This window comes from Paenibacillus sp. R-74696, assembly GCF_055814915.1.
This window is the reverse complement of sequence record NZ_JBPULM010000041.1, coordinates 16924-41818: the sequence shown is the minus strand read 5'-3', so window position 1 is coordinate 41818 and position 24895 is coordinate 16924. Positions and strand designations below refer to the sequence as shown.

The following is a 24895-nucleotide window of genomic DNA, read 5'->3' as shown; positions in this document are numbered from 1 at the left end:
TTCAACAGAATCTGGGATTTAGCACGGGTTGCGGACTCAGAGGCCGCTAATGCGCCGTAAAGGTCATTTTGTAGGGATGATGAGGGTATTAGCGGATTTCTTGTCCGCTTAAGGCCTGAAATTGGATAAAAATCCAGAATAGCGGAACCTCAGTCCTCACAAAATGATGTGAGCATCACGAATAGCGTGGTCGCAGCAGCAATCGCAGGCTGGGACACCAAGTCTTAAATCGTCTGAAGATGCTTTTTTACTTTCTTTATCGGGCTTTCGCCATAAAGAGCTATCATTTCTAATGGCTAGCTCTGGCAAATCATGCGTTTCATTGTTATACTGAGTCTGCATCTGTCTATTCCATTGGCTGCACAGCAGGTCTGTCAGCTAATGCAGGCGTAGGAGATGCTTTTTCATTTTTTAAAATATAGGAAAGCATATGATTTCGCCATACTTTCTCTATATTTCTCGGAATGAAACGCGCCGCCAGAGGACGGCGAGAGCCGTTTCACCTTAGCTGGTTTTAGGCAGCAAGCAACGGTCTCGATTTTGAGCCAACCATAAAGGAGTGATTTTTTGAGCAAGGCGAAGGGCAAGGGTGGAACAGGCAGGGGAACGGACAAGAAGGGCTGGAATCGGTGGCAGGCTAGTGCCAATAAAGCCAAAAACGCGCCTAAGCCTTATAAAAGCAAAGGGACTAAAAACCAGGATGGAGCCGCTGCTTCAGGTACTCAAAAAGGCGAGAAACCCAGCGTTTAGTCCAAAAATAAAAAACTTAAACGTTCCATATATTAACGCATAGCATGAATAATGATATTATAGAAGTAACTGAAATCTTGGGCAGCATGAAGCAGCGCTTTCCAGAAGGTTTTTTTTGAAAATATAAGCCTTTATAGGTTTCACCCTTATAAATGGACTTATATTCCACCTGCGAAACGGAAGTCTTGCCGCCAAAGGATGGCTTCAGCCGTTTACGCTTGAATGTTTAAAAGGTTTTTAAAAAGATCAGACTCCATGTATAAGGAATTTGCATGGGCCTGGAGTCGATCGCACAAATTGAAGGAGTGGTAATCTGAGAAAGCAAAAACCAATGTCATTTGACGACCTGTTGAAGGAATTGCAGGGACAGAAAACAAACCAGGAAGATCCGAACGAGGTATCATTACAGGAGCTGTTTAATGATGCATTTATGAGCAAGCATTCCAGCAGCAGCAGCTTTGGGCAGTTTTTGGAGAAAGGCAACTTTCAAGCAGAGACGCATGAGGAGATCGACAACATTCCTGATGAGCTTTTTGATCGCCATGTTGCACGTGAGACCGAGTTTGCGGATTGGAAATCCATGCTCGATACAGCCACGAAAACTTACAAAGGCAAGGCATAAGCATCAACATGAAATAGGCTGCTAATGGATAGATGAGATGAACCCACACGCCATGCTTGGTGAGTTCGTCTCATTAATTTGGCCTATGCTATGGTGCAACAGAGCGGGCAAGGCGAAAGCCAAGATCGTCGATGCAAAAGGACGGATGACCGCGACGTCTGCACGTAGCCCCACCCCCGGGCCTCTTCAGCCCAACTGCCACCTCGAGAAATACGGTACGGTCCCTACCAAGCAATTTGATCAAGCTCCCCATCCTCACTCATCGAATAATATTCCTTTCCTATAGGCACGAGGTGTACAGCCAATCTCCCGTTTAAACATGCTGCAAAATTGCGCATCATTGGCAAAGCCTGCATCTGCGGCAATTTCAGAAATGTGCATCTGCGTGCTTTTAAGCAGCGATTTTGCATATTCCAGACGTTTTAGCAAAATATATTGTAGAGGCGCGATGTTGTAGCGTTCCTTAAAAAGATGGCGGAAGCGGTCATAGCTGTAACCAGACATGCCAGCTAGCAGCTCAACGGTGAGCTTCTGTTTAAAATGATCCTCCATATATTGCAGAACATATTTGACCCGGTCTTCTGACGGATGGGGTGTTTTTCGGTTTCCAAAAATTTGCTGAAGCGGCGGAAGCAGCTCATTGAGGAGCATATTCAGCGGTTCGCTGTCGGTTCTCGGGCGGATGAAAAACTCCTCTTTGATGCGCCATAAAAGCTTTAAAATCGTATGGTTCGCATCGTCGTCATAAATGCCGCTTAATCCTTTTAGCTCCGCTTCAGGCGCATTAAAACCAATAAACAGCACCTCACCCTCCAGCTCATGAATCTCGCTATGAATATGCCGAGGGGCGATGAGGGCAATCGTATGGTCTTTAAAGCGATATTTCCGTCCTGCAATTACGGCGGGACCCGTACCGCGAATATAATAAACAAGCTCATAGCATTCATGCTGATGAGGAGGGATGTTAGTATTTCTCTCATGTATGTCATTTGCCAAATACAATAATCGATTCATAACAGCCCTCCTTCGCGTGTTTGTAGCCGAATCGTATAAAAAGTTGACCGAATCGAGATAATTATTTGATTTCGAATTTGTTATGATCGTATCATCCCGAACAAGCTATTCAGAAAGCGTACCTTTATTATAACCTATTTATTTTCTACATTACACTTGGGGTAAGCATTCTTTTCAGGACAGCAAGCGCGGGCGGCTGGTTTCAAAGTGAACACGTCTTTTAATCGACAGAGAGTGGGGGAACAGAGAATGAAGAAAAATGTGATGGCATTACTCATGGTTTCGGTTCTATTGGTGCTGGCAGCTTGTGGTGGAGGAAATACGGGTACGAGCAGTGGCAATTCAGCAGGCTCAGGCAATACAGGTGGAGATAAGAAGCTGAAGGTTGTTCTGCTCATACCGGGCACACTCGGCGACAAATCCTTCTTTGATGCAGCGAACAAGGGCTTGACGCTTGTTAAATCCGAATTGGGCGCCGACACGAAGGTGATTGAAATGGGAACAGACAAAACGAAGTGGGAACCTACTTACCAAGATATAGCTGCACAGGACTGGGATATTGTTATCTCCGGCGGCTCTGAAATTACCGAGATATTTAATGCAACCGCAGAAACGTATCCGGACAAAAAATTCATCAACTACGACACGGATATTGAAGAGACACCAGCTAACGTGTATGCGATGTCTTACGCAACGAACGAGGTTTCCTTCCTTGCTGGCGCAGTAGCTGCGATTGCAACGAAATCCGATATTCCGAATGCGAACAAGGATAATGTGATTGGCTTTGTTGGCGGCATGGATATTCCCGGCATTAATGCATTCTTGGTCGGTTATATCCAAGGCGCACAATACGTCGATCCTGCCATTAAAGTAGCGGTTTCCTATGCGGGCGATTTCGTTAACCCGGCGAAAGGCAAGGAGCTGTCGCTGATCCAGTACAATTCCGGTGTTGACGTTATTTTCAACGTGGCTGGCGCTACGGGCCTAGGCATCTTCGATGCAGCGAAAGACAAGAAGCGTTACGCGATTGGTGTTGACTCTGACCAAGGCTCCCTGCTTCAGGAAACGGATAAAGAAAAAGCGGATCTGATTGTAACGTCTGCTATCAAAAAAATCGACACCGCTATTCTTGGCGCAGTGAAGAAAACACAAGATGGCACGCTCGAATATGGACAACGCCAAGTGCTCAGCTTTGATCAAGATGGCGTAGGCATTGCTGAAAATGACATTTACAAATCCATCTTCACAGCGGATATGCAGAAGCAAGTGGAAGACATTAAGCAAAAGCTGGCTAAACAAGAAATTAAAGTAGACAATGCGATGGGCATGGAAACTTCGCAAATCGAAGCCATCCGCAATGCGGTTAAACCATAATAACGATAAGCAAGGTTTAGTGCAGTTGGTCATTCTTCTCTTTCCATTAGGAAGAAGGCCAGCTGCCTCTTTATAATGACCTCCGAAAGGTAAAGGGGTTTTACGATGATGCCGAATCAGCTGCTCGAAATGAAAAATATTACGAAGGTTTATCCGAACGGGGTTGTCGCCAACCAGAACGTGCAGTTTTCGCTGGCTGAGGGCGAGATTCACGCAATTGTTGGTGAAAATGGTGCTGGCAAATCCACGCTGATGAAAATGATGTTCGGCATGGAAGAGCCGAGCGAAGGCGAAATCATTCTTCGAGGCAAGCAGGTATTGCTCGCTTCGCCACAGGATGCGATAGACCATGGCATCGGCATGGTCCATCAGCATTTTATGCTGGTGCCGTCGTTCACCGTCGCGGAAAATATGGTGCTGGGCATGGAGCCGAAGAAGGGCGTCAGCATTAATTACAACGAAGCGGTGCGAATGACAGAAGAGATGAGCAAAAAGTACAATCTGCTCGTTAATCCGAAGGCGAAGGTCGAGGATCTTAGTGTCGGCATGAAGCAGAAGGTCGAAATTTTGAAAGCTCTGCTGCGTGGCGCCGAAATTCTTATTCTCGATGAGCCGACTGCCGTATTGACACCGCAGGAAACCGAGGAGCTGTTCCGCGAGCTGACGCAGCTTAAGCAGCAGGGGCATACGATTGTGTTTATTTCCCATAAGCTGAAGGAAGTTAAAGCGATCTGCGATCGGATTACGATTATGCGCGCGGGCAAAAGCGAAGGTGTTTTTTGGACGAAGGACGTTACCGAGCAGGAAATTTCCAAGCTGATGGTCGGCCGTGACGTCGTGCTGAGGTATGACAAGGAGAAGAAGCCTTACGGGGCGCCGATTCTGTCTGTTACTGATTTTTCATTGGCGGATGAAACGGGCAAGGCGCTGCTGGACAAGGTAGCCTTCAAGGTTCGCGGAGGCGAAATCGTTGGCATCGCCGGCGTCGAGGGCAATGGGCAGACCCAGCTCGTTGAAGCGTTAACGGGCAGTTTAGCTGTGCGCGGCGGAAATGTGGCCGTTAAGGGCACGGATATTCAAGGCTATGATATTCGCAAAATTCGCTCGCTCGGCGTTTCCTATATTCCGGAGGATCGCATGCGTCAAGGCGCAGCCAAGGATGCGAGCATTTCTGATAATTTAATTTCTACGCAGTACAATACGAAAGCGATGAACAATGGCCTCTTTTTGAAAAGTAAAAAAATAGCGAAGCTTGCCGCCACTCTCATTGAAGAGTTCCGCGTGCGCTGCTCAGGCCCGAATCAGCCGATAGGCATGCTTTCAGGCGGCAATATGCAGAAGGTCGTCGTCGCTCGTGAATGCTCGACAGCGCCGGATTTGCTCATTGCCGAGCAGCCGACACGCGGCGTCGATATCGGGGCAGCCCAATTTATTCATCAGAAGCTGATTGAGCTTCGGGATGGCGGCAGCGGTGTGCTGCTTATTTCCGCAGATTTGAATGAAATATTGGAGCTGAGCGACAGCCTGCTCGTTATGTATGAAGGACAAATTGTCGCTTATTTGGAAGAGCCGTCAGCGGTAAGCGAGGAAGAGCTCGGACTGTACATGCTGGGCCTTAAGCGCCAGGACGAGCAGCAAATCAGGAGGGCCGTGGAAGCATGAAGGTAAAATATTTTGAAGTCATCCGTACAACAGCGGTCATTCTGATTGCGCTTGTTCTCGCTTTTATTATTATCTCTATTGTCAGCGAGCAGCCGCTGGAGAGCATTCGCATCTTCCTATGGGAGCCGCTGAATACGAAGGGGCATATCGGCAACATCATTGAAATGGCGATTCCGCTCATGTTCACAGGACTCGCGGTATCGCTGCTGTTTAAGGCGAATTTATTCAATCTCGGAGCGGAAGGGCTGTTTTATTTTTCCGGGGTCGTTGCAGCAACGCTTGCGATTCATTTGAGCCTGAACAGCTTCGTTCATCCGATTGTGGCAATATTGGCAGGGTCGCTTGTCGGCGCGCTGTTATCCGCCATACCGGGCATACTCAAGGCGAAATGGAATGTAAATGAGCTCGTCAGCTCGCTGATGTTCAACAACATTTTGTTTGGCATTGGGCTTTATATTTTGAACTATAAGCTGCGCGATGCCCAGGCCTTCGCAGCTGTATCCTTCAAGTTTGAGAAAACAGCTATGCTCACCAAGCTGATACCAGGCACGCGTATTCATACGGGACTGATTATCGTGCTCATGCTGATCGTGGCGGCGCATTATTTTCTGTACAAAACCAAATGGGGCTATGAGCTGAGAATGACGGGGGCCAATCGCGAATTTGCGGGCTACTCCGGCATGAAGACGGCCAAGGTCATCATTATCGTACATTTAATTGCTGGCTTTATTGCGGGCATGGGCGGTTCGGTCGAGGTGCTGGGCATGTACAATCGCTTCCAGTGGTCGTCGCTGCCGGGCTACGGTCTTGATGGTGCTCTTGTAGCGATGCTGGCGAAAAACAATCCGTTATCGGTCATCGGCGCAGCGCTCTTCCTCGCTTATATTCGAATTGGAGCCGACCAGATGGCGCGTTTCTCCGATGTGCCTGCGGAAATGATTTCAATTGTGCAGGCCATTATTATTTTGCTGATTTCGGCAGAGCAGTTTTTGAAGTTCTGGAAAAATCGGATGCTGCTCAAGGAGGCACAGCGTAATGTCTAGTTTGTTTGATGTCATTTTTACGACTGAATTTGCGTTTTCTGTCCTCCGGGTAACAACTCCGATTTTGTTCGCGGCATTAGGAGCACTCATTTCCAACCGTGCAGGTATTATCAATATCGGGCTTGAGGGCATTATGCTGGTGGCGGCCCTTTCAGGCGTAGTGGTCAGCGCTTATACAGGCAGCTCATGGGTTGGGCTGATGGGTGCCGTAATGGCGGGTACGCTGATTTCTGGCATATTGGCTTTTTTCACCCTGCACTTCAAAACGCATATTATTCTCGGCGGGGTAGCGATCAATATGTTCGCCTCTGGGGGAACCGTATTTATTTTGTATTTGCTCAGTGGTGACAAAGGCTCCTCGACCTCGCTTCCGAGCAAGGTGCTCCCTAGCGTGGACATTCCGCTGCTTAAGGATATTCCGGTGCTGGGACCGATTTTCTCGGGTCATAATGTATTGACCTATATGTCGATCCTTGCTGTTTTTGTTGTGTATTACATGCTGAAAAGAACACCGCTCGGCCTGCGCATTCGTTCAGTAGGCGAAAATCCGCAGGCGGCCCAGTCCGTTGGGGTCAGCGTAGTGAAGGTGCAGTATACGGCGCTGCTGCTGAGCGGCTTTTTCGCAGGACTTGGCGGCGCTTATATGTCGATGGGCTACCTCTCGCTGTTCACACGGGATATGACCGCTGGTCGGGGCTGGATTGCGATTGCCGCGGAGTCGATGGGGCGCAGCACGACGGTCGGCACGACGCTGACATCCCTATTATTCGGCGCGGCGGATGCGCTAGCCAATGCGCTTCAGGTACTTAAAATTCCGGCAGAGCTGATCGGCACACTCCCTTACGTCACAACCGTTATCGGTCTCGTCGTATACGCGGTCAGCGAATCCCGTAAAAGAAATAGGAAGCTTAAAGAGAAAGTGAAAGGATGATGAATACGATGGCTAGACCGATTATTATCGATTGTGATCCTGGGCATGATGATGCGATTGCGATTTTGCTCGCGCTTGCTAATCCACAGCAGTTGGAGGTAAAAGCGATTACAACGGTTGGCGGCAATCAAGTGCTGGAGAAAATTACGAACAACGCACTGAAGCTGCTCAGCTTTATAGATAAAGATATTCCGGTTGCGAAAGGCGCGCCCGGACCGCTTCTAGGCAAGCTCGTAACTGGAGAAGAGGCGCATGGCGATTCCGGTATGGACGGCCCAGACTTGCCGCCTTCCCGTTTCAAGCCGGTCAATAAACATGCGATTGAGCTGATGGTTGAGGTGATCCGTTCCTCGGAGCAGAAGGTCACGCTCGTGCCAATCGGCCCGCTGACGAATATTGCGCTGCTGCTGAAAGGTTTCCCCGATGTAAGGGAGAAAATAGAGCAGATCTCCCTTATGGGCGGAGGTATCAGCTACGGTAATGTAACGTCAACGGCTGAGTTCAACATTTACGTTGACCCTGAGGCTGCAAGAATCGTGTTCGAATCGGGCGTCCCGATTACGATGAGCGGACTGGATGTGACCGATAAGGCAGCTATTTATCAGGAGGATATTGAAGCGCTGAAGCAGCGCGGCGAGGTATCCCATATGGTGGGCGAGCTGCTGGACTTCTATTCCATCTACAGCCGCAAGCTGGGCTTTGAGGGCAGCTCGCTGCATGATCCGTGCGCGATTGCTTGGCTGCTTCACCCTGAGCTGTTCCAAAGTGAAAGCTATTACGTCTCGATTGAGACGGACGGCAGGGTGACGAGAGGCATGACTGTGGCAGACCGCCGTAAAAAAACGGATGAAACGGCGAATGTGCAGGTGCTGATGGATGTGGATCGTGAAGCTTTTATTAAGCTGATTTTTGACGCTCTTGCTGTGCATGATGAGAACGCCAAAGCTCGGAAAGGGCAGGCTTAATTATGGCAGGCTGGGATAAGCTACAGGAAATTGTCCGGTTTGAAATTATTCAGCGCGGGGAAGAAGGCTGCAACGTAGACGGCTTCGCAGAAAAGCTGGCCGCAGCGGGAGAGAACCATGAAGCGCTTATGGAGATTTATAACGAGCTGTCGGCACTGGATGTAAGCGCGGATTTCCCTTATGAGGAGCCATCCGATTTGGAGTCGATCCGCAGGCTGCGCCCGGAGGGCCCAAGAACGCTGGCAGCAGATTTGACCGATGAGCAGTGGCTGGACAAGTTTTATGGGGCTTGGCTGGGACGCAGTGTTGGCTGTGCGCTTGGCAAGCCAGTGGAGTTTTGGGATTATTTATATGGAAAAGACGGTCGTCCGGGCTGGGAAAATATTGAGCTGTGGTTCCGCGGCGCTGACGCTTGGCCGATTAAAGGCTATACGCCGGGCGAATCGACAGCAAGAGAGCAGTATGGGCTGGGGCTGAATGATTGGTCGCCTATGAGCACAAGCGAGACGATTCAGTATATGGAAAGCGATGATGATATTCGCTATACGGTACTAGGACTTTTGCTGCTGGAGCAAAAAGGTCTGGCTTTCGACTCTTGGGACATCGGCAAGCTTTGGCACAAAAACCTGACCTACAGCCAGGTTTGCACAGCAGAGACGCAGTCTTATTTGAATTTTGCCCATGAGACCTCTCATCTAAATGGGGACAAGCCTGACGATTGGGCTGATCGCCTAGAGCGAGTGCGGATGCATATGAATCCTTATAGAGAGTGGATCGGCGCACAAATTCGTGCAGACGGGCTGGCTTACGGCGTAGCCGGAAAGCCGGAGCTCGCGGCAGAGCTTGGCTGGCGCGATGCGTCCTTCTCACATGTGAAGAACGGCATTTATGGCGAAATGTTCGTCGCTGCGATGATCGCCGCTGCTTTCGTTGAGAAGGACAACAAGCGTATTGTCGAGATTGGACTCAGCGAAATTCCGGCAACGAGCAGACTTGCTTATGATGTGCGCAAAGCGGTAGCCATTGCCGAGGAGGCAAGCAGCGACCGCGAGCTGGTGAGCCGCATTTGGGAAGCATTCAGCCATTATGATGCTGTGCATACGAATAATAATGCAGCGCTGATAGCTGCGGTGCTCGTGTATGCAGGCGATGATTTCGAGAAGGCTGTAACGACGGCCGTGTATGGCGGCATGGACACCGACTGCAACGGTGCGACGGTCGGCTCGATTATGGGCGCAAAGCATGGCGCAGCGGCGCTGCCGAAGTCATGGATTAAGCCGCTGAATGATACGCTGTATGCGGAGCTGAGCGGCTTTCATCCGATTGCGATCTCCGAGGTTGCGCGGCGGAGCTATAAGGTTTTTCGAAAAATTGAGGCGGAATTAAATCATTCCTAATATAGCGAAAAAGACATTGGAGGGCGTTGTCCCTCCGATGTCTTTTTTTATGGAAAGGGCCGCCTATTAGAAACCATATTGACAGTTAAATCTTATAAATGATAGAATTCATATTAATCCCGTTTGATAACTTTGTTTTCGGAAGTTCAAACAACAACGTTGTATTAATCTTGCCAATTGACAGCGTCAAATAGGAGTGGGATAATAGCTTCGACTCTACCAATATTGGGTGATTTATACAATGTGAATAAGGGAGATATGTTTCAATGAAAATTCATCTGCCGCTAGCTGATTCACCTATTTATGGCTATTTGCACCACGCGTATTTGTTCGGTATTATTGGACATTCCGAAAGCTTCCAACCGTGGCTGCACAGCTATTACACCCAATTATTTTGTGCAAAAGATTTCGTAGAGCTAGCCTGTCCGGTGAATTTCTATCAATTGGACAATTGCCCGCTGCGGGAGACCCAGGCGATATCCCGTTCACTCCTCATTTCCTTAACGGACATCCACCGTTTTATTCACACGAGTCTTGAACAAGGCTATCATGTTCTCTCTTTCATCAATGAGTATTATATGCCCTACAGTGATTTTTTTGGCGTGAGGAATTTTACGCATGATCTGTTGATTAGCGGTTACGATAGCGAGGCGCAGAGCTATCTGGTGACTAATTTCGTAGACGGCAAATATCAGACGTTCTCCGTTTCCTATGATGATTATGAGAACGCATTCAACAATGCGGCCTTTTATGACGAATACGGCAATTACGAAGAATATAAGACACGAATTTGCCTATACCGTGCCACCGATCACAAGTATGTGTTCTCGGCAGACTCGGTTCTCTATTTTCTTGAAGATTATCTCAGCGCTACGAATCGTCTGAAAACCATGTTCCATACCGAAAGCAATCTGGCGTTTGGCATGGATGTGTACCGATACATTGCGGAGGAGCAAGTGAAGGTAACCGAAGGAACCCGGGCGCCCGATGGCCGGCCGCTGCATATTTTGTGGGAGCATAAGAAGTGCATGCGTGCCAAAATCGAATATATGCTGGCTCAAGGCTACATCAAGGATGAAACGCTGTTAGCTGGCTATGAGCCAATCGAGCGGGACGTTAAACTTCAACGGGTAGCCTTTATGAAATATAGACAGACCAGCAACCACGATATTATTTATTCCATTAACAATAATCTGAACCGGATTAAAGAGCAGGAACAAGAGGTTCTGAACCGCCTGCATGATGAAATGCTAGCTTGCAAGAGCTATTTTCCAAAAGCAGATTGGGTGCGAGTTTAGAATGGATGAGGAACGGAATTAAAATGGACTGAAAATATTTTCTACATAAGGAGACTTAACGATGGCTAATGTTCAAACGTTTAAGGCAACGGCGCATTTACAGGATGGGGTTAAAGTCAAAGCGACAGCGAGACAGTTCGAATTGACGATAGATGAGCCGAAGAGTCTCGGAGGAACGGATACGGGGATGAATCCTGTAGAAGCGTTGCTTGCCTCATTAGGCGCATGCCAGTCTATTGTTGCCCGGGTTTATGCTCCCAAGTTTGATGTAAAGCTTGACGATTTCCAAGTTGAGGTTGAAGGCGACCTGGATCTCGATGGTTTTTTCAATAAAAGCGAGGTTCGCCCGGGCTATTCCGACATCCGTTATACGTTCAAGATCAAAACAGATTCGCCTAAGGAGAAGGTAGATGCCTTCGTTCGATTTTTGGAGAGCAAATGCCCAGTAGGGGATACGATTGCTAACCCGGTTCATATGAAATTAGAACAGATTATTATTGAAAATACCGAGTCGGCTGCGTTGTAAGCTGCTTGCGCTGTTTTTGTGAAAAGCATAAAGCCCGTGGTCTCTTATGAGATCACGGGTTTTGTCTAGGCTGTGTGCAAGCCGGAGCCAGCTCGCTGCTACTTGCCTAGCGCTTATTCTAGACCAATCTCGTCTAATGATTCGAGGTTTGAGAAATGCAGCATGCGATAGCGGCTGGAAACCCTATTGCTGTGGCTGCTGCGAGTACGTTTGCTGCGAGTGCTGTTGTTGCGAGTACTGTGGCTGAGAGCACGCAGCTTTGAAGGCACCCTCCTATTTTTGAAGGACACAGATTCCGCTATTCTGGATTTTTTCCGGATTTCAGGTTGCACGCGGACAGGAAATCCGCTATTGTCCTCCTCAACCCGTCAAAATGGCTAATATCAGCGCATTAGCGTCTCCTGAGTCCTTAGCCTGTGCCATAACCATGATTCTGCTGAAATAGCGGCTGCTGTGTCCACCAAGTCTATGCTTGTACAGGGAGTACCCTCCTGAAACGAGGAGCATGAATTTAGCTCACATACATATGGACCTATGTCCCTGTTTAAGGTCTAATTGCTGATGAAAAAAATGATTTTAATAGTATAATTTATTGTATACGTATATCCATTGCAACAACAAAGCGATCCCTTTAGTACCTTCCTTGTAAATTGAACGGATTTTTGAATTAATGAATGGAAAGGAGTTTAATTATGGACGATAAGCAAACGACTTTTGAAACCATCGATGAATATATCGCGGGACATCCGCAAGAAATCCAAGAGCTGCTGCAGGCGGTGCGAATGGTTATTAAAGAGGCGGCGCCAGAAGCGACGGAGAAGATCAGCTACCAAATGCCGACGTTTGCGCTGCATGGCAATTTGGTGCATTTTGCGGCGTACAAAAACCATATCGGGTTTTATCCTGCTCCGAGAGGCATTGAAGCTTTCAAAGAGGAATTGTCCGTGTATAAAGGGGCAAAGGGCTCTGTTCAGTTTCCTTTGGACAAGCCACTTCCTTATGAACTAATCGGCAGAATCGTTGCATTTAGAGTGGCTGAGAACATCAAAAAAGCACAAGAGAAGCGGAGCAAGAAAAAATAAATGGCTGAACGCCGAAAAATCGGGGGCAAATAACGAGATGGAACTTTCACAGCAGCTATCGGACATTCATGATATTGAACAATCGCTAAAGCTTACTTTTCCAGCAGCGTATAAGGCTTTTCTGACAACGGATGAGAGGCAAGCCGCTAATCCTAATACAGAATATGACCTCGTCGATTTTAACGGCTATACGGCTTGGGGCATTCGTTTTATTAAGCTGGATGCCTCCTATCCTGAAAATCTCGAAGCGATCGCCGAGGTTGTTCTTCAGCCGCGCAAATTAATTCCATTCGCTTGGAGCATCAGCAGCGGAGACTGGCTTGTTTTTGATTATCGCGAGTCCGATGAGAATCCTGGCCTTTTATATATCGATCATGAAATGGCTCTTTGTTTAGAGGATGCGGAGTCGGAGGCGCAAAGCGAGAACATAACGGTCGAAGAAGTGATGGAAGGTAATCTATCCGTCTTGTGCGAAAATTTTGAGTCGTTTCATGCTGCGTTGAAGCTTGAGGTTTAAAGATATATCCGATATCGATCTCCTATATAACCAAGCTATTAGTTTTTTAAAATATAAGCGGAGTATAAGTTTCCCCCTTATACTGCGCTTATATTTCACCGCGAAACGTTAGCTTTACCGCCAGAGGACGGCTATCGGCCGTTTACGCTTGTTCAGCGAAGGATTGTCCTTTGGCGGCGAGAGCTTCCCGGATGATCCTTATTGCTTTAGGTCCTACCCCGTGAAGCTTCAGCACCTCTGCCTCGGTAAGTTTAGTGAATTGCTCCAGCTGCAAGTATCCTGCTGCGGTGAATGCGCGTGTTGCAGGTTTACCGACATTGGGCAAATCGCTTGCTTTCTCTTGATCAGGAAACAGATTGGATGATTCCACGTAGATCACTCCTTATAAAATGTAGGCTTTCCTTGATACCTATCATTCGGGAAAGCCTTTATGATTTCCTCCCTTCCGATGAGCCATTCGTACGATTTCACAATCAACCATTGTATGCGAGAATCATTATCACTTATAATAGAAGGACAAGAACAATCGATGTGGATCGACATGGGTGCATACTAGCAGCATGAGGAAAGGAAGGATAGGGCACGGTGAATCAGAGTGAGCATATATTGCTGTGGAACCAGGCCTCCATTCGCGTGATGGACGTGCGGCATACGATGATGGAGCGAGGAGAGGAGCTGCGTTCTTATCGTCTGCCGGCGAGCGCTTTTCTGTACACGACTCGTGGAAATGCTGAAGTGCGGCTGGATGGCAAGACGGTGCTGGTGGAGCGTTTTCATGTGCTGCATGGCGGGAAAGGTATGTGTCTGGACATTGTACCAGATGATTTGTTGGAATATTACTTGATTTTGTACAAAGCGGTTCTGCCGCAGCCGAGCCGTCAGGAGCTGGTTCAACTGATGGAGCAGCATAATCCCTTTCAGCTGCAATACAGCTTTGTTTCCCGTCAGCCCATTGCTTTGCTTGATAAAATACAACGCATGGAGCGGGAATGGCAGCATCCGAACGTGCTAGATCAACTATATATTAAGACGCTGTTTTACCAATTTATACATGAATTATTTCAGCAGCTTTCCAATCAAGACATCCATGTGCAAAAAGCGGACTACGTCTCGCAAGCCATTCGCTACATGCAGGAGCATTACGCAAAGCGCATTGCGCTCGATGAGCTCGCGGAGCTGCTGGATTGCAGCGTCAGCTATTTGTCCCGCAAGTTCAAGCAGGCGATTGGACAAAGTCCGATCGACTATTTGATTGCGCTGCGCATCGGCAAGGCGAAGGAGCTGCTGCTTGGAACGGAGGCGACGCTGCAGGAAATAGCCGAAAGCGTCGGCTTTCCGGACGACAGCTATTTTAATCGTATTTTCAAAAAGCATACCGGCATGTCGCTGGGGCAATACAAAGCGAAGGTTCAAAATAATCCTGTACCCGGTTCAAGATATGCCCTTGTCCCGCGGAGGCTCAAACGGTATAGTGAGTATGGTTATGAAAATCATTCTCACTACAAGGAAGAGGGGCCTTTATTTATGTACAGAGAATCAAAAATATCCATGATGGCAGCGGTGCTTATTTGCTTTACACTGCTGCTTAGCGCTTGCGGAGCAGGCACATCCAGCACTAACGCGACGACAAATACGAGCTCGGCTTCGCCAAGCAGCAATGCGGCAGCTTCGACGCCAGCCGCTACCGATACGGCTACAGCAGATGCTTCCCGCGTCATCAAGCATGCGATGGGCGAAGTGACCTTGACGGGAACGCCGGAGCGCGTCGTTATTTTGACGAATGAAGGAACAGAAGCGCTGCTTGCGGTAGGCATTAAGCCGGTTGGCGCGGTTCAATCGTGGGTCGGCGATCCGTGGTACGAGCATATCAAAGATGAAATGGCAGATGTGACGGTTGTAGGCGATGAATTGCAGCCGAACATCGAGCTGATTGCCAGCCTGAAGCCGGATTTAATTATCGGGAACAAGGTAAGACAAGAGAAAATTTATGAGCAGCTGAACCAGATTGCACCTACAGTATTTGCCGAGGATCTGGCTGGCGATTGGAAAATTAACTTCAAGCTGTATATTCAAGCGGTGAATAAACAGGATGAAGGCGACAAAGCGATGGAGGAATTTGATAAGCGCGTCGCTGAGGTGAAAGCGAAGGTTGGCGATAAAGCGGCAACGAAAGTGTCCGTAGCCCGCTTCTCTGCTTCCCAAGTGCGCATTTATCAGAAGCAAACATTCTCTGGTGTGCTTCTTGAACAGCTAGGCTTTGCTCGTCCAGAATCACAGGATGTGGATTCCTTTATTGAAGTGATGTCCAAAGAAAGCATTCCGAAGATGGACGGGGACGTATTGTTCTACTTCGTAACAGAAGCAGCAGGAAAGACGGATGCGGCTAAAGTAGTGGAAGAGTGGATGAATGATCCGCTGTTCAAAAACCTTGACGTAGCGAAAAATAACAAAGTCGTTCAAGTAGATGAGGCGATTTGGAATACGGCCGGAGGCTTTAAGGCGGCTAATCTGCTTCTGGATGAAATTGTAAAATATTTCGACATTCAATAAAGAGACTGAAACAAATGAGCAGGCTGACGTCATTTTTATTGGCGTCGGCTTCTTTTATTGAGGAAAGACAGGAGGAAAAGCGATGTCTAAGTGGATGGAGAGACCTGGCAGCAAGCTTGCTGTTCTCGCAGCAGGAGTTGTTATTTTGCTTATTTGCATGCTAGCGAGCGTACTATTTGGGCTCCAGCAATTTGGCTTAAAAGATTTGTGGCTCGCCTACAGCCAGTTCGATGGCTCGAATGAGCATCTAATTTTAACCCATACCCGTGTGCCTCGCACGCTTATTGCGGCGGTAGTAGGAGCGAGCCTTGCGGTGGCTGGCGCTATTATGCAGGTGCTGACGCGCAATCCGCTTGCGTCGCCATCGATTTTCGGCATTAATTCTGGTGCGGTGCTGTTTATTGTTGTTGGGCTTGCCTTGTTCGGCTCGTCGCTGACGATGAACCATATGATTGGACTTGCTTTTATAGGAGCGGCGGTCACAGCTGTGTTCGTCTATGCGCTTGGCATGCAGGGAAGAGGAGGCTTTGAGCCGATTCGGCTCACCTTGGCGGGAGCTTGTGTAGCGGCATTTGCGAGCTCGGTTACCTCGGGCCTTATTTTAATCAATAAGCAGTCGCTGGAATCGGCGTTGTTCTGGATGGTCGGCTCGGTGTCAGGAAGGGAGCTGAACCATCTTGTGATGGTGCTGCCGTACATAATCGCCGGGCTGCTGCTCGCGTTCCTGCTCTCGGGCTCCTTGAATGTGATGGCACTCGGAGACGATAATGCGAAGGGGCTCGGGCAGCGTCTGATGCTGATCCGCCTTCTGTGCACGGTAGCTGTCGTGCTGCTTGCCGGCAGTGCCGTTTCTGCTGCGGGGCCGATTGCTTTCATCGGGCTGGTGATTCCTCATTTATGCCGGGCGCTGGTTGGAAATGATCACCGCTGGCTGCTTCCCTACTGTGCAGTGGCAGGAGCATTGCTGCTGGTGGCGGCCGATCTGCTGTCCCGATTCGTGCTCCTGCCGAAGGAGGTTCCAGTAGGCGTTGCAACGGCGCTTATTGGCGTGCCGTTCCTGATTCATGTGGCGAGGAGGAAGAAATATGCCTAAGCAGCGCACAGGGAAAAATATTTTGATTTTGCTTACGTTAAGCCTCATTCTCGTTGGTTTAAGTATTTTATGCTTATCGCTGGGCAGCGTCGCTATTCCGGTTAAAGAAGTGCTGCTGTCGCTGCTGGGCCGCAATACGGAGGACAGCGATTTAATTATTATGCAGTTTCGATTGCCTCGCATTTTAGCCGCCTTGCTCATTGGTGCAGCGTTAGCGGTAGCAGGCTCCTTGCTGCAAGGCGTCATTCGCAATTCGCTGGCATCGCCGGATTTGCTTGGCGTAACGGGCGGCGCGTCTGTCGCGGTCGTTGGCTTTATGACCTTGTTCACCGGCTACAGCATCCACTTCGTTCCGGTTATTGCGATTTTGGGAGCTTTTGTGGCGGCGGCTCTGAACTACGGTTTGGCCTGGAAAAAAGGCGTCTCCACGCTGCGGCTCGTGCTGATCGGCATCGGCATATCGACGGCGATGAGCGCCCTTACGATGTTTCTGCTCATTAGCGGTCCCGCTTATTTGGCGGCTCAGGTGCTGAACTGGATGACGGGCAGCATTTATGGCACGAACTGGTCGTATATTAAAGCGCTGTGGCCGTGGGTCGTTGTGTTTATTCCATTGGCGCTGCTTTTTGCCAAGGAATTGAATGTGCAAGCCTTGGGCGAGGACGTCGCGCGCGGTTTGGGAAGCCGGCTACAGCTAAGCCGCTTGCTGCTGCTGTTCTTTAGTGTGGCTCTTGCCGGCGCAGCTGTTGGCATTGCCGGAACGATTTCTTTTATCGGGCTGCTTGCGCCTCATATGGCTAGGAGACTTGCGGGGCATTCGTATGCAATGGTCATCCCGGTGTCTGCGCTGCTGGGCGCGATTGTTCTGCTGCTTGCCGATTTGGCAGGGCGCATGCTGTTTATGCCGCTGGATATTCCCGCTGGGGTGTTTACCGCAGGAGTCGGGGCTCCGTTTTTTATGTATTTGCTGTTTAAACGCAAGGCTGGTGTTTAGCCATCCGGATGACATTGTCATGCAATGGCATTTGAGCACCGAAAGGCAGCTTCGGGCCTGGCATTTTGCCGGACACAGGAGCCGCTAGTCTAACCAAAGCATGGGTTATCGTATTGGCCGCGGACTCAGGAGACGTTAATGCGCTGCACAATGCTATTCTGACAGGTGGATGAAGGTGATAACGGCTTTCCTGTCCGCTTATGCCCTGAAATGGGCTCAAAAACCAGCATAGCGGAACCTCAGTCCTTCAAAAAAATCAGCAACTGGAACGGCCTGTTTTCACTTTCAGATTCAACTAGCTTCGAGGCAGCTTACGCTTTTTTGGCTGCGGGGCTATGCTGAATTTAAAGATTTGTATCAGGGAGATGAAGCAATGCTGACGTTGCAATGTACGAAAAAGCTCGAGAGCGAGCTTGGAATGATGGATTTTGTGGCAGTGCCGACGGAGGGAGACCCGCTATTTGGCTGGCATGCTCATCTGTTTTTGCTGAATCGTCGAAAATGCGTGATCGTTATGAATAATGAAACAAGGTACAATTTTGTGCTGCATGGCTTGAAAAAGCAGGATTTCAAACGATTCCATGAGCTTGTAGTCGAGAGCATCGCTGAAAATTTGCTTGCTGATAAAGCGGACAAGCAGGTTATAGAACGCTATATGCAAAGCGCTGATGCGTTCAGCTTTACGAAAACGAGTGACCGCAGCATCATTAGTCAAATAAATGAAATGATCCTGATCATCAAGCATATGCACCAGTATGATATGGAGGAACAGGGAGAGATACATGACCGGTGGTTCTACGAATTGAACCGCGAAATCAACAAAATTCCTATGTTGAAATTGCCCTTGGCTTATTCGGGTGAAACGATGCTGGCAGCGTTGGATAGTCGGCAGCTGTAGGTTTTTAATGAGGATTTGCAAATTTCCTATTTTTTGGAACAGAAGGCCACCCCTCAAGGGGTGGTCTTCTTGCGTGAAAAAGAAAGAAAATGATCTATTTTACACGAAACTTAAATGGAAATGAAGGAATATGTTGGATGTTGTCGAATGTACGTTCTATGATTTTATACCCTGTATTGAGTGTTGAATAGGCATTTAAATCTAGTTCAGGAGGCGCTATGTCATATATTGCACATATTCGGGAAAAAGACGGCAAAATTCAAACGGTCAAAGACCATTTGAAGGAAGTAAAGGAAGGCTGCGAGCAGCTTGGAGGCAAGATTGGAGCCAGTCATCTGGCGGGACTGGCGGGCTGGCTTCATGACCTAGGTAAAAATACGACTGCCTTTAAAAATTATATCCAGCTTGCAGTAGCGGCGGCGAAGGATGAGGATGCGAGGGCGCCGAAAAGAGGCTCTGTCGATCATTCGTCTGCGGGCGGAAGACTGGTCTATCGCAGGTACCATAAGAAAAGCACGAAAAATACGGAGAAAATGGCGGCAGAATGGATCGCTAACTGTATTATTTCCCATCATCAAGGGCTTCGGGATTTTATTGATCCGAGTAAAACATCACCCTTTCTAAAAAGAGTGGATGAGCAGAAGGACGCGGAAATTGAACAGGGCTATGAGCAAGCGAGTGCGGTGTTTTTCGGGCAGTATACCGAAGCCGAGCTGGATGCATATTTTGCCAAGGCGGCCGCCGAGCTTGAACAGCTTATAAAGGTTATGCAGTCATATAAATTGCCGAGAATTACCTGCTCGCTGCTAATCAAGTATATTTTCAGCTGCCTGATTGACGCAGATCGGACCAATTCGCGGCAGTTTGAAGAGGAGGAAGCAGCGGAGCCAGCGGAGGATCATGGGATCATGGTCCATTTTTCAAGAGAAGCTATGAGGCTTTAATGAGGAAGCTGGACGAAATGGACGAAGCGGAGGACGCCGACCATCCGATTAACCGCCTGAGACGGGAAATGTCGCTGCAATGTGATGCTTTCGCGCTTCGTCCGTCAGGCATCTATACATTGTCGATTCCTACAGGGGGCGGCAAGACGCTGGCGAGCCTGCGTTACGCGCTAAAGCACGCGATAGAAACAGGCAAGCAGCGAATTATCTACATCGTTCCATATACAACGATTATTGAGCAGAATGCACAGGAAATCAGGGATATTTTGCAGGAGCACGATATGATTTTGGAGCATCATTCGAATGTCATTGAGGAGCCTGATCCGCCTGAAAATCCAGCCGAGGCCTATGATGTCCGGCGCAAGAAAATCAAGCTGGCGAAAGATACGTGGGATCGCCCGATTATTTTTACAACGATGGTTCAGTTTCTGAATACGTTTTATGCGAAGGGCACGCGGAATGTACGGAGGCTGCATCAGCTTACGAATGCGGTCATTATTTTCGATGAGGTGCAGTCTGTACCGATTAAGTGTATTTCTTTGTTTAACGCAGCATTGAATTTTCTACATGCATTTGGACGCTCGAGCCTGCTGCTTTGTACGGCGACGCAGCCTGCTCTGGATGGGGTGAAGCATCGGCTGGCTTTGAAGGAAGATGCTGAAATGATCGGAAATCTGGATGAAGTGGGCCGGAGCTTTAAGCGTGTGGAGGTAGTGGATCAAACAACTCCGAGCGGCTGGAAGGCAGATGAACTGGCGGATTTTGTGCTGGATCGGATGGATGAGGTCGACAGCACGCTGGTCATTTTGAATACGAAGTCGGCTGTGCGCAAGCTGTTCGCTGAGCTGGAGGAGCGTCAGAAGTCAGGAGACTGTGATGCACGGCTGTTTCATCTAAGCACGAATATGTGCGCGACGCATCGGAAGGACGTGCTTGAAAAGCTGATAAAAGCACTCGCTGCGGAAGAAAAGGAACGGGTCATTTGCGTCAGCACGCAGCTTATTGAAGCAGGAGTGAACATTAGCTTTGAATGTGTTGTTCGCTCCCTTGCAGGACTGGACTCTATTGCGCAAGCAGCGGGTAGATGCAATCGACATGGGAAGGATGCTGTTCGGAGCGTTTATATAATTAAGTCTGCGGATGAGGTGCTGACGCATTTGAAGGAAATTAGCATCGGTGCGGAGCAGACACAGCGCATATTGGACGATATGAAGGAAGATCCGAATAAGTATGGAGGAGAGCTGCTGTCGAAGGCGGCGATGCAGGCTTATTTTAAATACTACTATGACTTAATTGAAAATAAGATGCAGTACCCTGTAGAGAAGCTTGGTGAAAATATTTTTGAGCTGCTGGAGCAAAACAAAAATTATGCAGCTGGCTACAAAGGGAAGCATGGGAAGCTGCCTGAGTTGATTAGCTTTTCAGCGTTGGCTACGGCGGAGCAATATTTTGAAGTGATTAGCAATACGGCGAGAACGGTGCTGGTTCCTTTTGAAGAGGAAGGGAAGAAGCTGATTCTTGACTTGAACGGCGATCTGAGGGCAGGTGAGCTTGGCGTGTTGCTGCGTAAGCTTCAGCCGTATGTTGTAAATATTTACGAGAATGAGTTTAGGAAGCTTGATAAAAATGGTGATATTCAGCCCCTGCTGCATGGCGAGGTGCTAGCTTTAAGTGAAACGGCTTATTCTAGGCAGTTTGGTGTGGAGACAGATGGCGAGGGGGAATGGTCATCAGCGATAATTGGGTGAAAAGTGAAAGACCCACCTACATTTATGGGTGGGTTTTCATATACACCTGTATTATTTTCAATCCACGCTTTTCAGCGACAAACCGAGTTTATCACATGCGGCTAACTCAATCAAATCTATAAATTAAATAAGGCTCTAATAAAATAAGCAAATGACGTGCACGGAATTGCATATTGATGCTAATGGATATTTATTCTCTTATTTATCAAAACGTTAGAGAACAAATGTTTGCAATTTATTCCGGGGGACTGTTATCTGTAGGGCAGTCTTTGACGAGAAGCACGAATAATAACTGAGCTTTGGAGTGATTTTGAATTACTTGAATTTTTTGGAACTTATATTATTCTAAGGGAGGAAATTTATTATATATATCCTTTATTAGAAACTTAAATGGGGTGAGAGGAGATCGAAGCAGAAATTTGGGCTTTTCGCGAGAAACTAAGGATCGTGTTAGAAACCGCCTTATTTAATGAAGACGAGTTATTTGGTTATTGTTTTGCTACTGGGTATAGCGTTGGTGCTATTAAGGCGTGGAGGAGAGATTATGATCAGGCTAATGGTGGACTGATTAAAGAGAATATGGAACTTCGGAGAGCGCTATCTCAGGCAATCTAGACAACCAAAGGCAAGAATTTAATTCTGTAATTCTTAGAGGATTGCCTAGAGTTGATTGATTTTCAAAAATACTACCCAAAATTGGATATTCAATGCGACGTGAGAGGCTTGTTTAAGATAGTTGTATTCAAGCCTTTTACAAAGCAATGAATTTCACCATACATGTATTCGACACTTGTTTTTAACTAGCGGAAAGGAGGATAACTATGCGAAATCAAATTGAATTTCAAGTTGAGGGCAAATACGCGCTTTTTACAGACCCGTTGACCAAAATCGGAGGAGAGAAGTTCAGCTACCAGGTTCCTACTTATCAAGCTCTGAAAGGGATTGTGGAATCGATATATTGGAAGCCTACAATTATTTGGTACATCCACGAGGTTCGTATCATGAACGTCATTCAGACAGAATCGAAGGGCATTCGCCCTATTGAATATAATGGCGGTAATACGCTGGCGTATTATACCTATTTGAAGGATGTGAGGTATCAGGTACGTGCCTATTTTGAGTTTAATCCTCATCGGGAGGATCTCGTCTATGACCGCAACGAAAATAAGCATCATAATATCGCCAAACGTTCGGTTCAGGCGGGAGGGCGCAGAGATATTTTTCTCGGGACGCGTGAATGCCAGGGCTATGTGGAGCCTTGCGATTTTAACGAAGGCAAGGGCTTTTATGACGAGGTGCCAGAAGTAGACTTTGGTCATATGGTGCATGGCATCAGCTATCCAGATGAAACAGGCAGGCCGGAGAGGGAGACAAGGCTGTGGCCAGTCAAGATGGAGCGCGGCATTATCCGCTTCATTCGCCCAGAAGCTTGTGAACTGACTCGCAAAACAGGCGAAGGTGTTGCAAAAGTTTTCGGCTCCGAAAATATGGAGTCTGTCGACCAACTGCATGAAGAGCTATTTGCAGAGGGGGAGAAGGCATGAGCTGGCTCGCAAATTTGAGCAAAACCTATGATAACCATACGGATGCGATAGGGAATTTTGAGAAGAAAAGAAATGGCCGTGAATATGCGCTTATCCCGATTTCACATACGACACAAAGTGCGCATATTGAGGTGATTTTGAATGGGAAGGGCGAATTTTTAAGAGCGAAGGTGATTGAGAAGGAAGAAGGAAGCACGATCATTCCTTGCACCGAGGCTGCGGCAAGCCGGACAAGCGCACCCGTTCCCTATCCGTTGTTCGATAAGCTTATGTATGTTGCTGGCGATTATGAGCAATATGTTGGCGAAGTGAAGAAGCATACGCCACATGCAGATTATTTGGAACAGCTGCGTGCATGGTGTACATCTGCTTATTCCAATCGCAAGGTGGAAAGTGTTTATCAATATTTGCAGAAAGGCACGCTGATAGCGGATTTAGTAGAGTATAAGGTGCTATGGACAGACATGCAAGGCAAGCTGCTGGATAAATGGGTGCAGGAGGAAGGCGATGAGAGCAAGGAGAAGCCAGCTATTTTCAAAGTGATTGCCTCTGATCAAAGCTCGGCTTTTGTGCGATTCGCTGTACAGATTCCGGGAGATACCGAGCCAAGGCTATGGCGGGATCGGGAAGTTCAGCAGTCCTTTATTGATTTTTATAATGAGCAGCTTGCAGAGACGGACTTATGTTATGTGACAGGCGAGCAGCTTCCTTATGCGGACAAGCATGCTTCGCGTATTCGTAACTCTGGTGATAAAACGAAGCTGATTTCAGCCAATGACTCAAGTGGCTTCACGTTTCGTGGTCGGTTTCGGACGAGTCGGGATGCGGCCTCCGTCAGCTACGAGGTATCGCAGAAGGCGCATAATGCGCTGAAATGGCTGATTGATCGGCAATCCTTCCCCCTCGACGGCAAAGTGTTTCTCGTATGGGGAACAGATCGGCTTGAGGTGCCAGACCCTGCGGAGGATTTGTTTGACTATCTGAAGGAGGAAGAGGACGATTCGTCGGCTGGAGATATGGCGCATCGGGAGCATGCTCTTGAGGTAAGAAAGGCGCTCAGCGGCTTCCGTTACGATGGCGAATATAAATCAAATGTCGTTATTATGACGCTTGATGCGGCGACGCCAGGACGGCTGTCGATTGTCTATTACCGAGATATGAACCGCGAGCTGTTCATGAATCAATTGCAGCATTGGCATGAAACCTGCTTTTGGCGCCATAGGTATCGCAAAAATGAAAATGACAAATATGTAGCTTTTACAGGAGCGCCAGCGACAAAGGATATTGCTTTTGCCGCTTATGGGTCGCGGGCAAGTGACAAAGTGGTGAAAGGGCTGCTGGAGCGAATGCTGCCCTGCATCGTAGATGGTCGTCCAATCCCAATAGATATTGTTCGAAGTGCGATTAGTCGAGCTTCCAATCCGGTAGGCATGGAGCCATGGGAATGGGAGAAAACGCTAAGCATCGCCTGTGCGCTGGTCAACAAATCAAAAGAGAAGGAGGGCTTCCGAGTGAGCCTGAATAAACAATTGGATGATCGAAATTATCTGTTCGGCAGAATGCTGGCGATTGCCGACGTGCTGGAGAGACGTGCATTAGGAAGAGAAGAGAAGCGGGCAACGAATGCAGTCCGATATATGAACGCTTTTGCCCAGCGTCCGGGACGTACATGGAGTATTATTCAGTCCAATCTACAGCCCTATCAGGCGCGTATGGGGACGGATGCGAGATATTACAATGGTCTGCTCGATGAGGTGGGCTCGATGCTGAAGCCTGAGGAGTTTACGGATGCTCCGCTTAGCGGGCTGTATCTGCTTGGTTTTTACAGCCAGCGTCATGACCTGTATACGAAAAAAGATAAAGGCGACACAACGCAGGGGCAAGACAGCGAGCAAGATAACGATCAGGACAGCGATCAGGACGATACAGAGGAATAGCTAAGT

Annotated in this window: 22 protein-coding genes and 1 pseudogene; 20 read left to right on the top strand and 3 right to left on the bottom strand. The window is 48.2% G+C overall.

Going from position 1 to position 24895, the window contains the following annotated elements; translation table 11 throughout:
* Window positions 1–567: 567 nt before the first annotated feature.
* Window positions 568–750: a DUF3934 family protein gene (locus tag ACSR9A_RS19500; protein WP_341281187.1), complete on the top strand. Its 183-nt coding sequence runs from the start codon at window positions 568–570 to the stop codon at window positions 748–750.
* A gap of 331 nt (window positions 751–1081) precedes the next feature.
* Complete coding sequence (locus ACSR9A_RS19495; protein WP_341281188.1) at window positions 1082–1372, top strand: hypothetical protein; 291 nt, start codon at window positions 1082–1084, stop codon at window positions 1370–1372.
* A gap of 88 nt (window positions 1373–1460) precedes the next feature.
* Here ACSR9A_RS19495 and ACSR9A_RS19490 read toward each other — a convergent pair.
* A pseudogene (locus ACSR9A_RS19490) lies at window positions 1461–1596 on the bottom strand (formylglycine-generating enzyme family protein); the annotation flags it as partial.
* Between the two features lie 31 nt (window positions 1597–1627).
* Window positions 1628–2386, bottom strand: coding sequence for a helix-turn-helix domain-containing protein (locus tag ACSR9A_RS19485; protein ID WP_473758999.1), 759 nt, complete (start codon window positions 2384–2386; stop codon window positions 1628–1630).
* A 249-nt stretch (window positions 2387–2635) separates the two neighbouring features.
* Here ACSR9A_RS19485 and ACSR9A_RS19480 point away from each other — a divergent pair, with 249 nt between their 5' ends.
* The 10 genes from ACSR9A_RS19480 to ACSR9A_RS19435 all read left to right on the top strand — a co-directional run bounded on the left by ACSR9A_RS19480 (window position 2636) and on the right by ACSR9A_RS19435 (window position 13181).
* Window positions 2636–3760, top strand: coding sequence for a BMP family ABC transporter substrate-binding protein (locus tag ACSR9A_RS19480; protein WP_473758997.1), 1125 nt, complete (start codon window positions 2636–2638; stop codon window positions 3758–3760).
* Window positions 3761–3865: 105 nt separating this feature from the next.
* Window positions 3866–5422 carry an ABC transporter ATP-binding protein gene (locus ACSR9A_RS19475; protein ID WP_473758995.1) on the top strand — a complete coding sequence of 519 codons (1557 nt, stop codon included), beginning with the start codon at window positions 3866–3868 and terminating at the stop codon, window positions 5420–5422.
* Window positions 5419–6465 (top strand): ABC transporter permease, encoded by a 1047-nt coding sequence (locus tag ACSR9A_RS19470; protein WP_473758994.1) that lies wholly within the window; start codon window positions 5419–5421, stop codon window positions 6463–6465. Before ACSR9A_RS19475 ends, ACSR9A_RS19470 begins: the two co-directional genes overlap by 4 nt.
* Window positions 6458–7396, top strand: coding sequence for an ABC transporter permease (locus ACSR9A_RS19465; RefSeq protein WP_473758992.1), 939 nt, complete (start codon window positions 6458–6460; stop codon window positions 7394–7396). The genes ACSR9A_RS19470 and ACSR9A_RS19465 overlap by 8 nt, the downstream gene beginning before the upstream one ends.
* An 8-nt stretch (window positions 7397–7404) precedes the next feature.
* Entirely contained in the window at window positions 7405–8361 is a 957-nt protein-coding gene (locus ACSR9A_RS19460) for a nucleoside hydrolase (RefSeq protein ID WP_473758990.1), read from the top strand.
* 2 nt (window positions 8362–8363) lie between these two features.
* Entirely contained in the window at window positions 8364–9758 is a 1395-nt protein-coding gene (locus ACSR9A_RS19455) for an ADP-ribosylglycohydrolase family protein (protein WP_473758988.1), read from the top strand.
* 266 nt (window positions 9759–10024) lie between these two features.
* Entirely contained in the window at window positions 10025–11056 is a 1032-nt protein-coding gene (locus ACSR9A_RS19450; RefSeq protein ID WP_473758987.1) for a hypothetical protein, read from the top strand.
* Between the two features lie 61 nt (window positions 11057–11117).
* Window positions 11118–11582, top strand: coding sequence for an OsmC family protein (locus ACSR9A_RS19445; RefSeq protein WP_473758985.1), 465 nt, complete (start codon window positions 11118–11120; stop codon window positions 11580–11582).
* A 692-nt stretch (window positions 11583–12274) separates the two neighbouring features.
* Entirely contained in the window at window positions 12275–12664 is a 390-nt protein-coding gene (locus ACSR9A_RS19440) for an iron chaperone (RefSeq protein ID WP_473758983.1), read from the top strand.
* A gap of 37 nt (window positions 12665–12701) precedes the next feature.
* Window positions 12702–13181: an SMI1/KNR4 family protein gene (locus ACSR9A_RS19435; RefSeq protein ID WP_473758981.1), complete on the top strand. Its 480-nt coding sequence runs from the start codon at window positions 12702–12704 to the stop codon at window positions 13179–13181.
* A gap of 142 nt (window positions 13182–13323) precedes the next feature.
* Here the strand turns inward: ACSR9A_RS19435 and ACSR9A_RS19430 are convergent, their stop codons facing one another.
* Window positions 13324–13551 carry a helix-hairpin-helix domain-containing protein gene (locus tag ACSR9A_RS19430; RefSeq protein WP_473758980.1) on the bottom strand — a complete coding sequence of 76 codons (228 nt, stop codon included), beginning with the start codon at window positions 13549–13551 and terminating at the stop codon, window positions 13324–13326.
* Window positions 13552–13766: 215 nt separating this feature from the next.
* On the opposite strand from ACSR9A_RS19430, the gene ACSR9A_RS19425 reads away from it, so the two are divergent.
* The 8 genes from ACSR9A_RS19425 to cas8c all read left to right on the top strand — a co-directional run bounded on the left by ACSR9A_RS19425 (window position 13767) and on the right by cas8c (window position 24889).
* Window positions 13767–15731, top strand: a complete 1965-nt coding sequence (locus tag ACSR9A_RS19425; protein WP_473758978.1) for an ABC transporter substrate-binding protein — start codon at window positions 13767–13769, stop codon at window positions 15729–15731.
* Between the two features lie 82 nt (window positions 15732–15813).
* Window positions 15814–16824: a FecCD family ABC transporter permease gene (locus ACSR9A_RS19420; RefSeq protein ID WP_473758976.1), complete on the top strand. Its 1011-nt coding sequence runs from the start codon at window positions 15814–15816 to the stop codon at window positions 16822–16824.
* On the top strand, window positions 16817–17818 hold the full coding sequence (locus ACSR9A_RS19415; protein ID WP_473758975.1) for a FecCD family ABC transporter permease: 1002 nt from the start codon (window positions 16817–16819) through the stop codon (window positions 17816–17818). The genes ACSR9A_RS19420 and ACSR9A_RS19415 overlap by 8 nt, the downstream gene beginning before the upstream one ends.
* Before the next feature lie 373 nt (window positions 17819–18191).
* Complete coding sequence (locus ACSR9A_RS19410; RefSeq protein ID WP_473758974.1) at window positions 18192–18716, top strand: DUF6933 domain-containing protein; 525 nt, start codon at window positions 18192–18194, stop codon at window positions 18714–18716.
* A 218-nt stretch (window positions 18717–18934) separates the two neighbouring features.
* The gene (locus ACSR9A_RS19405; protein WP_473758973.1) at window positions 18935–19660 is read left to right on the top strand and encodes a CRISPR-associated endonuclease Cas3''; all 726 of its coding nucleotides are present in this window, start codon (window positions 18935–18937) and stop codon (window positions 19658–19660) included.
* The gene (gene cas3, locus ACSR9A_RS19400) at window positions 19660–21408 is read left to right on the top strand and encodes a CRISPR-associated helicase Cas3' (RefSeq protein WP_473758972.1); all 1749 of its coding nucleotides are present in this window, start codon (window positions 19660–19662) and stop codon (window positions 21406–21408) included. Before ACSR9A_RS19405 ends, cas3 begins: the two co-directional genes overlap by 1 nt.
* Before the next feature lie 821 nt (window positions 21409–22229).
* Window positions 22230–22952 (top strand): type I-C CRISPR-associated protein Cas5c, encoded by a 723-nt coding sequence (gene cas5c, locus ACSR9A_RS19395; protein WP_473758971.1) that lies wholly within the window; start codon window positions 22230–22232, stop codon window positions 22950–22952.
* Window positions 22949–24889 (top strand): type I-C CRISPR-associated protein Cas8c/Csd1, encoded by a 1941-nt coding sequence (cas8c, locus tag ACSR9A_RS19390; RefSeq protein ID WP_473758970.1) that lies wholly within the window; start codon window positions 22949–22951, stop codon window positions 24887–24889. Before cas5c ends, cas8c begins: the two co-directional genes overlap by 4 nt.
* Window positions 24890–24895 lie beyond the last annotated feature (6 nt).

What these genes read in the sequence shown, in the direction of transcription:
- cas3 (WP_473758972.1), top strand. Translation starts at nt 19,660, where the DNA reads ATGAGGAAGCTGGACGAAATGGACGAAGCGGAGGACGCCGACCATCCG.
- ACSR9A_RS19485 (WP_473758999.1), bottom strand. Translation starts at nt 2,386, where the DNA reads ATGAATCGATTATTGTATTTGGCAAATGACATACATGAGAGAAATACT.
- ACSR9A_RS19405 (WP_473758973.1), top strand. Translation starts at nt 18,935, where the DNA reads ATGTCATATATTGCACATATTCGGGAAAAAGACGGCAAAATTCAAACG.
- cas5c (WP_473758971.1), top strand. Translation starts at nt 22,230, where the DNA reads ATGCGAAATCAAATTGAATTTCAAGTTGAGGGCAAATACGCGCTTTTT.
- ACSR9A_RS19435 (WP_473758981.1), top strand. Translation starts at nt 12,702, where the DNA reads ATGGAACTTTCACAGCAGCTATCGGACATTCATGATATTGAACAATCG.
- cas8c (WP_473758970.1), top strand. Translation starts at nt 22,949, where the DNA reads ATGAGCTGGCTCGCAAATTTGAGCAAAACCTATGATAACCATACGGAT.
- ACSR9A_RS19415 (WP_473758975.1), top strand. Translation starts at nt 16,817, where the DNA reads ATGCCTAAGCAGCGCACAGGGAAAAATATTTTGATTTTGCTTACGTTA.
- ACSR9A_RS19445 (WP_473758985.1), top strand. Translation starts at nt 11,118, where the DNA reads ATGGCTAATGTTCAAACGTTTAAGGCAACGGCGCATTTACAGGATGGG.
- ACSR9A_RS19455 (WP_473758988.1), top strand. Translation starts at nt 8,364, where the DNA reads ATGGCAGGCTGGGATAAGCTACAGGAAATTGTCCGGTTTGAAATTATT.
- ACSR9A_RS19460 (WP_473758990.1), top strand. Translation starts at nt 7,405, where the DNA reads ATGGCTAGACCGATTATTATCGATTGTGATCCTGGGCATGATGATGCG.
- ACSR9A_RS19480 (WP_473758997.1), top strand. Translation starts at nt 2,636, where the DNA reads ATGAAGAAAAATGTGATGGCATTACTCATGGTTTCGGTTCTATTGGTG.
- ACSR9A_RS19420 (WP_473758976.1), top strand. Translation starts at nt 15,814, where the DNA reads ATGTCTAAGTGGATGGAGAGACCTGGCAGCAAGCTTGCTGTTCTCGCA.
- ACSR9A_RS19450 (WP_473758987.1), top strand. Translation starts at nt 10,025, where the DNA reads ATGAAAATTCATCTGCCGCTAGCTGATTCACCTATTTATGGCTATTTG.
- ACSR9A_RS19410 (WP_473758974.1), top strand. Translation starts at nt 18,192, where the DNA reads ATGCTGACGTTGCAATGTACGAAAAAGCTCGAGAGCGAGCTTGGAATG.
- ACSR9A_RS19440 (WP_473758983.1), top strand. Translation starts at nt 12,275, where the DNA reads ATGGACGATAAGCAAACGACTTTTGAAACCATCGATGAATATATCGCG.
- ACSR9A_RS19465 (WP_473758992.1), top strand. Translation starts at nt 6,458, where the DNA reads ATGTCTAGTTTGTTTGATGTCATTTTTACGACTGAATTTGCGTTTTCT.
- ACSR9A_RS19470 (WP_473758994.1), top strand. Translation starts at nt 5,419, where the DNA reads ATGAAGGTAAAATATTTTGAAGTCATCCGTACAACAGCGGTCATTCTG.
- ACSR9A_RS19495 (WP_341281188.1), top strand. Translation starts at nt 1,082, where the DNA reads ATGTCATTTGACGACCTGTTGAAGGAATTGCAGGGACAGAAAACAAAC.
- ACSR9A_RS19475 (WP_473758995.1), top strand. Translation starts at nt 3,866, where the DNA reads ATGATGCCGAATCAGCTGCTCGAAATGAAAAATATTACGAAGGTTTAT.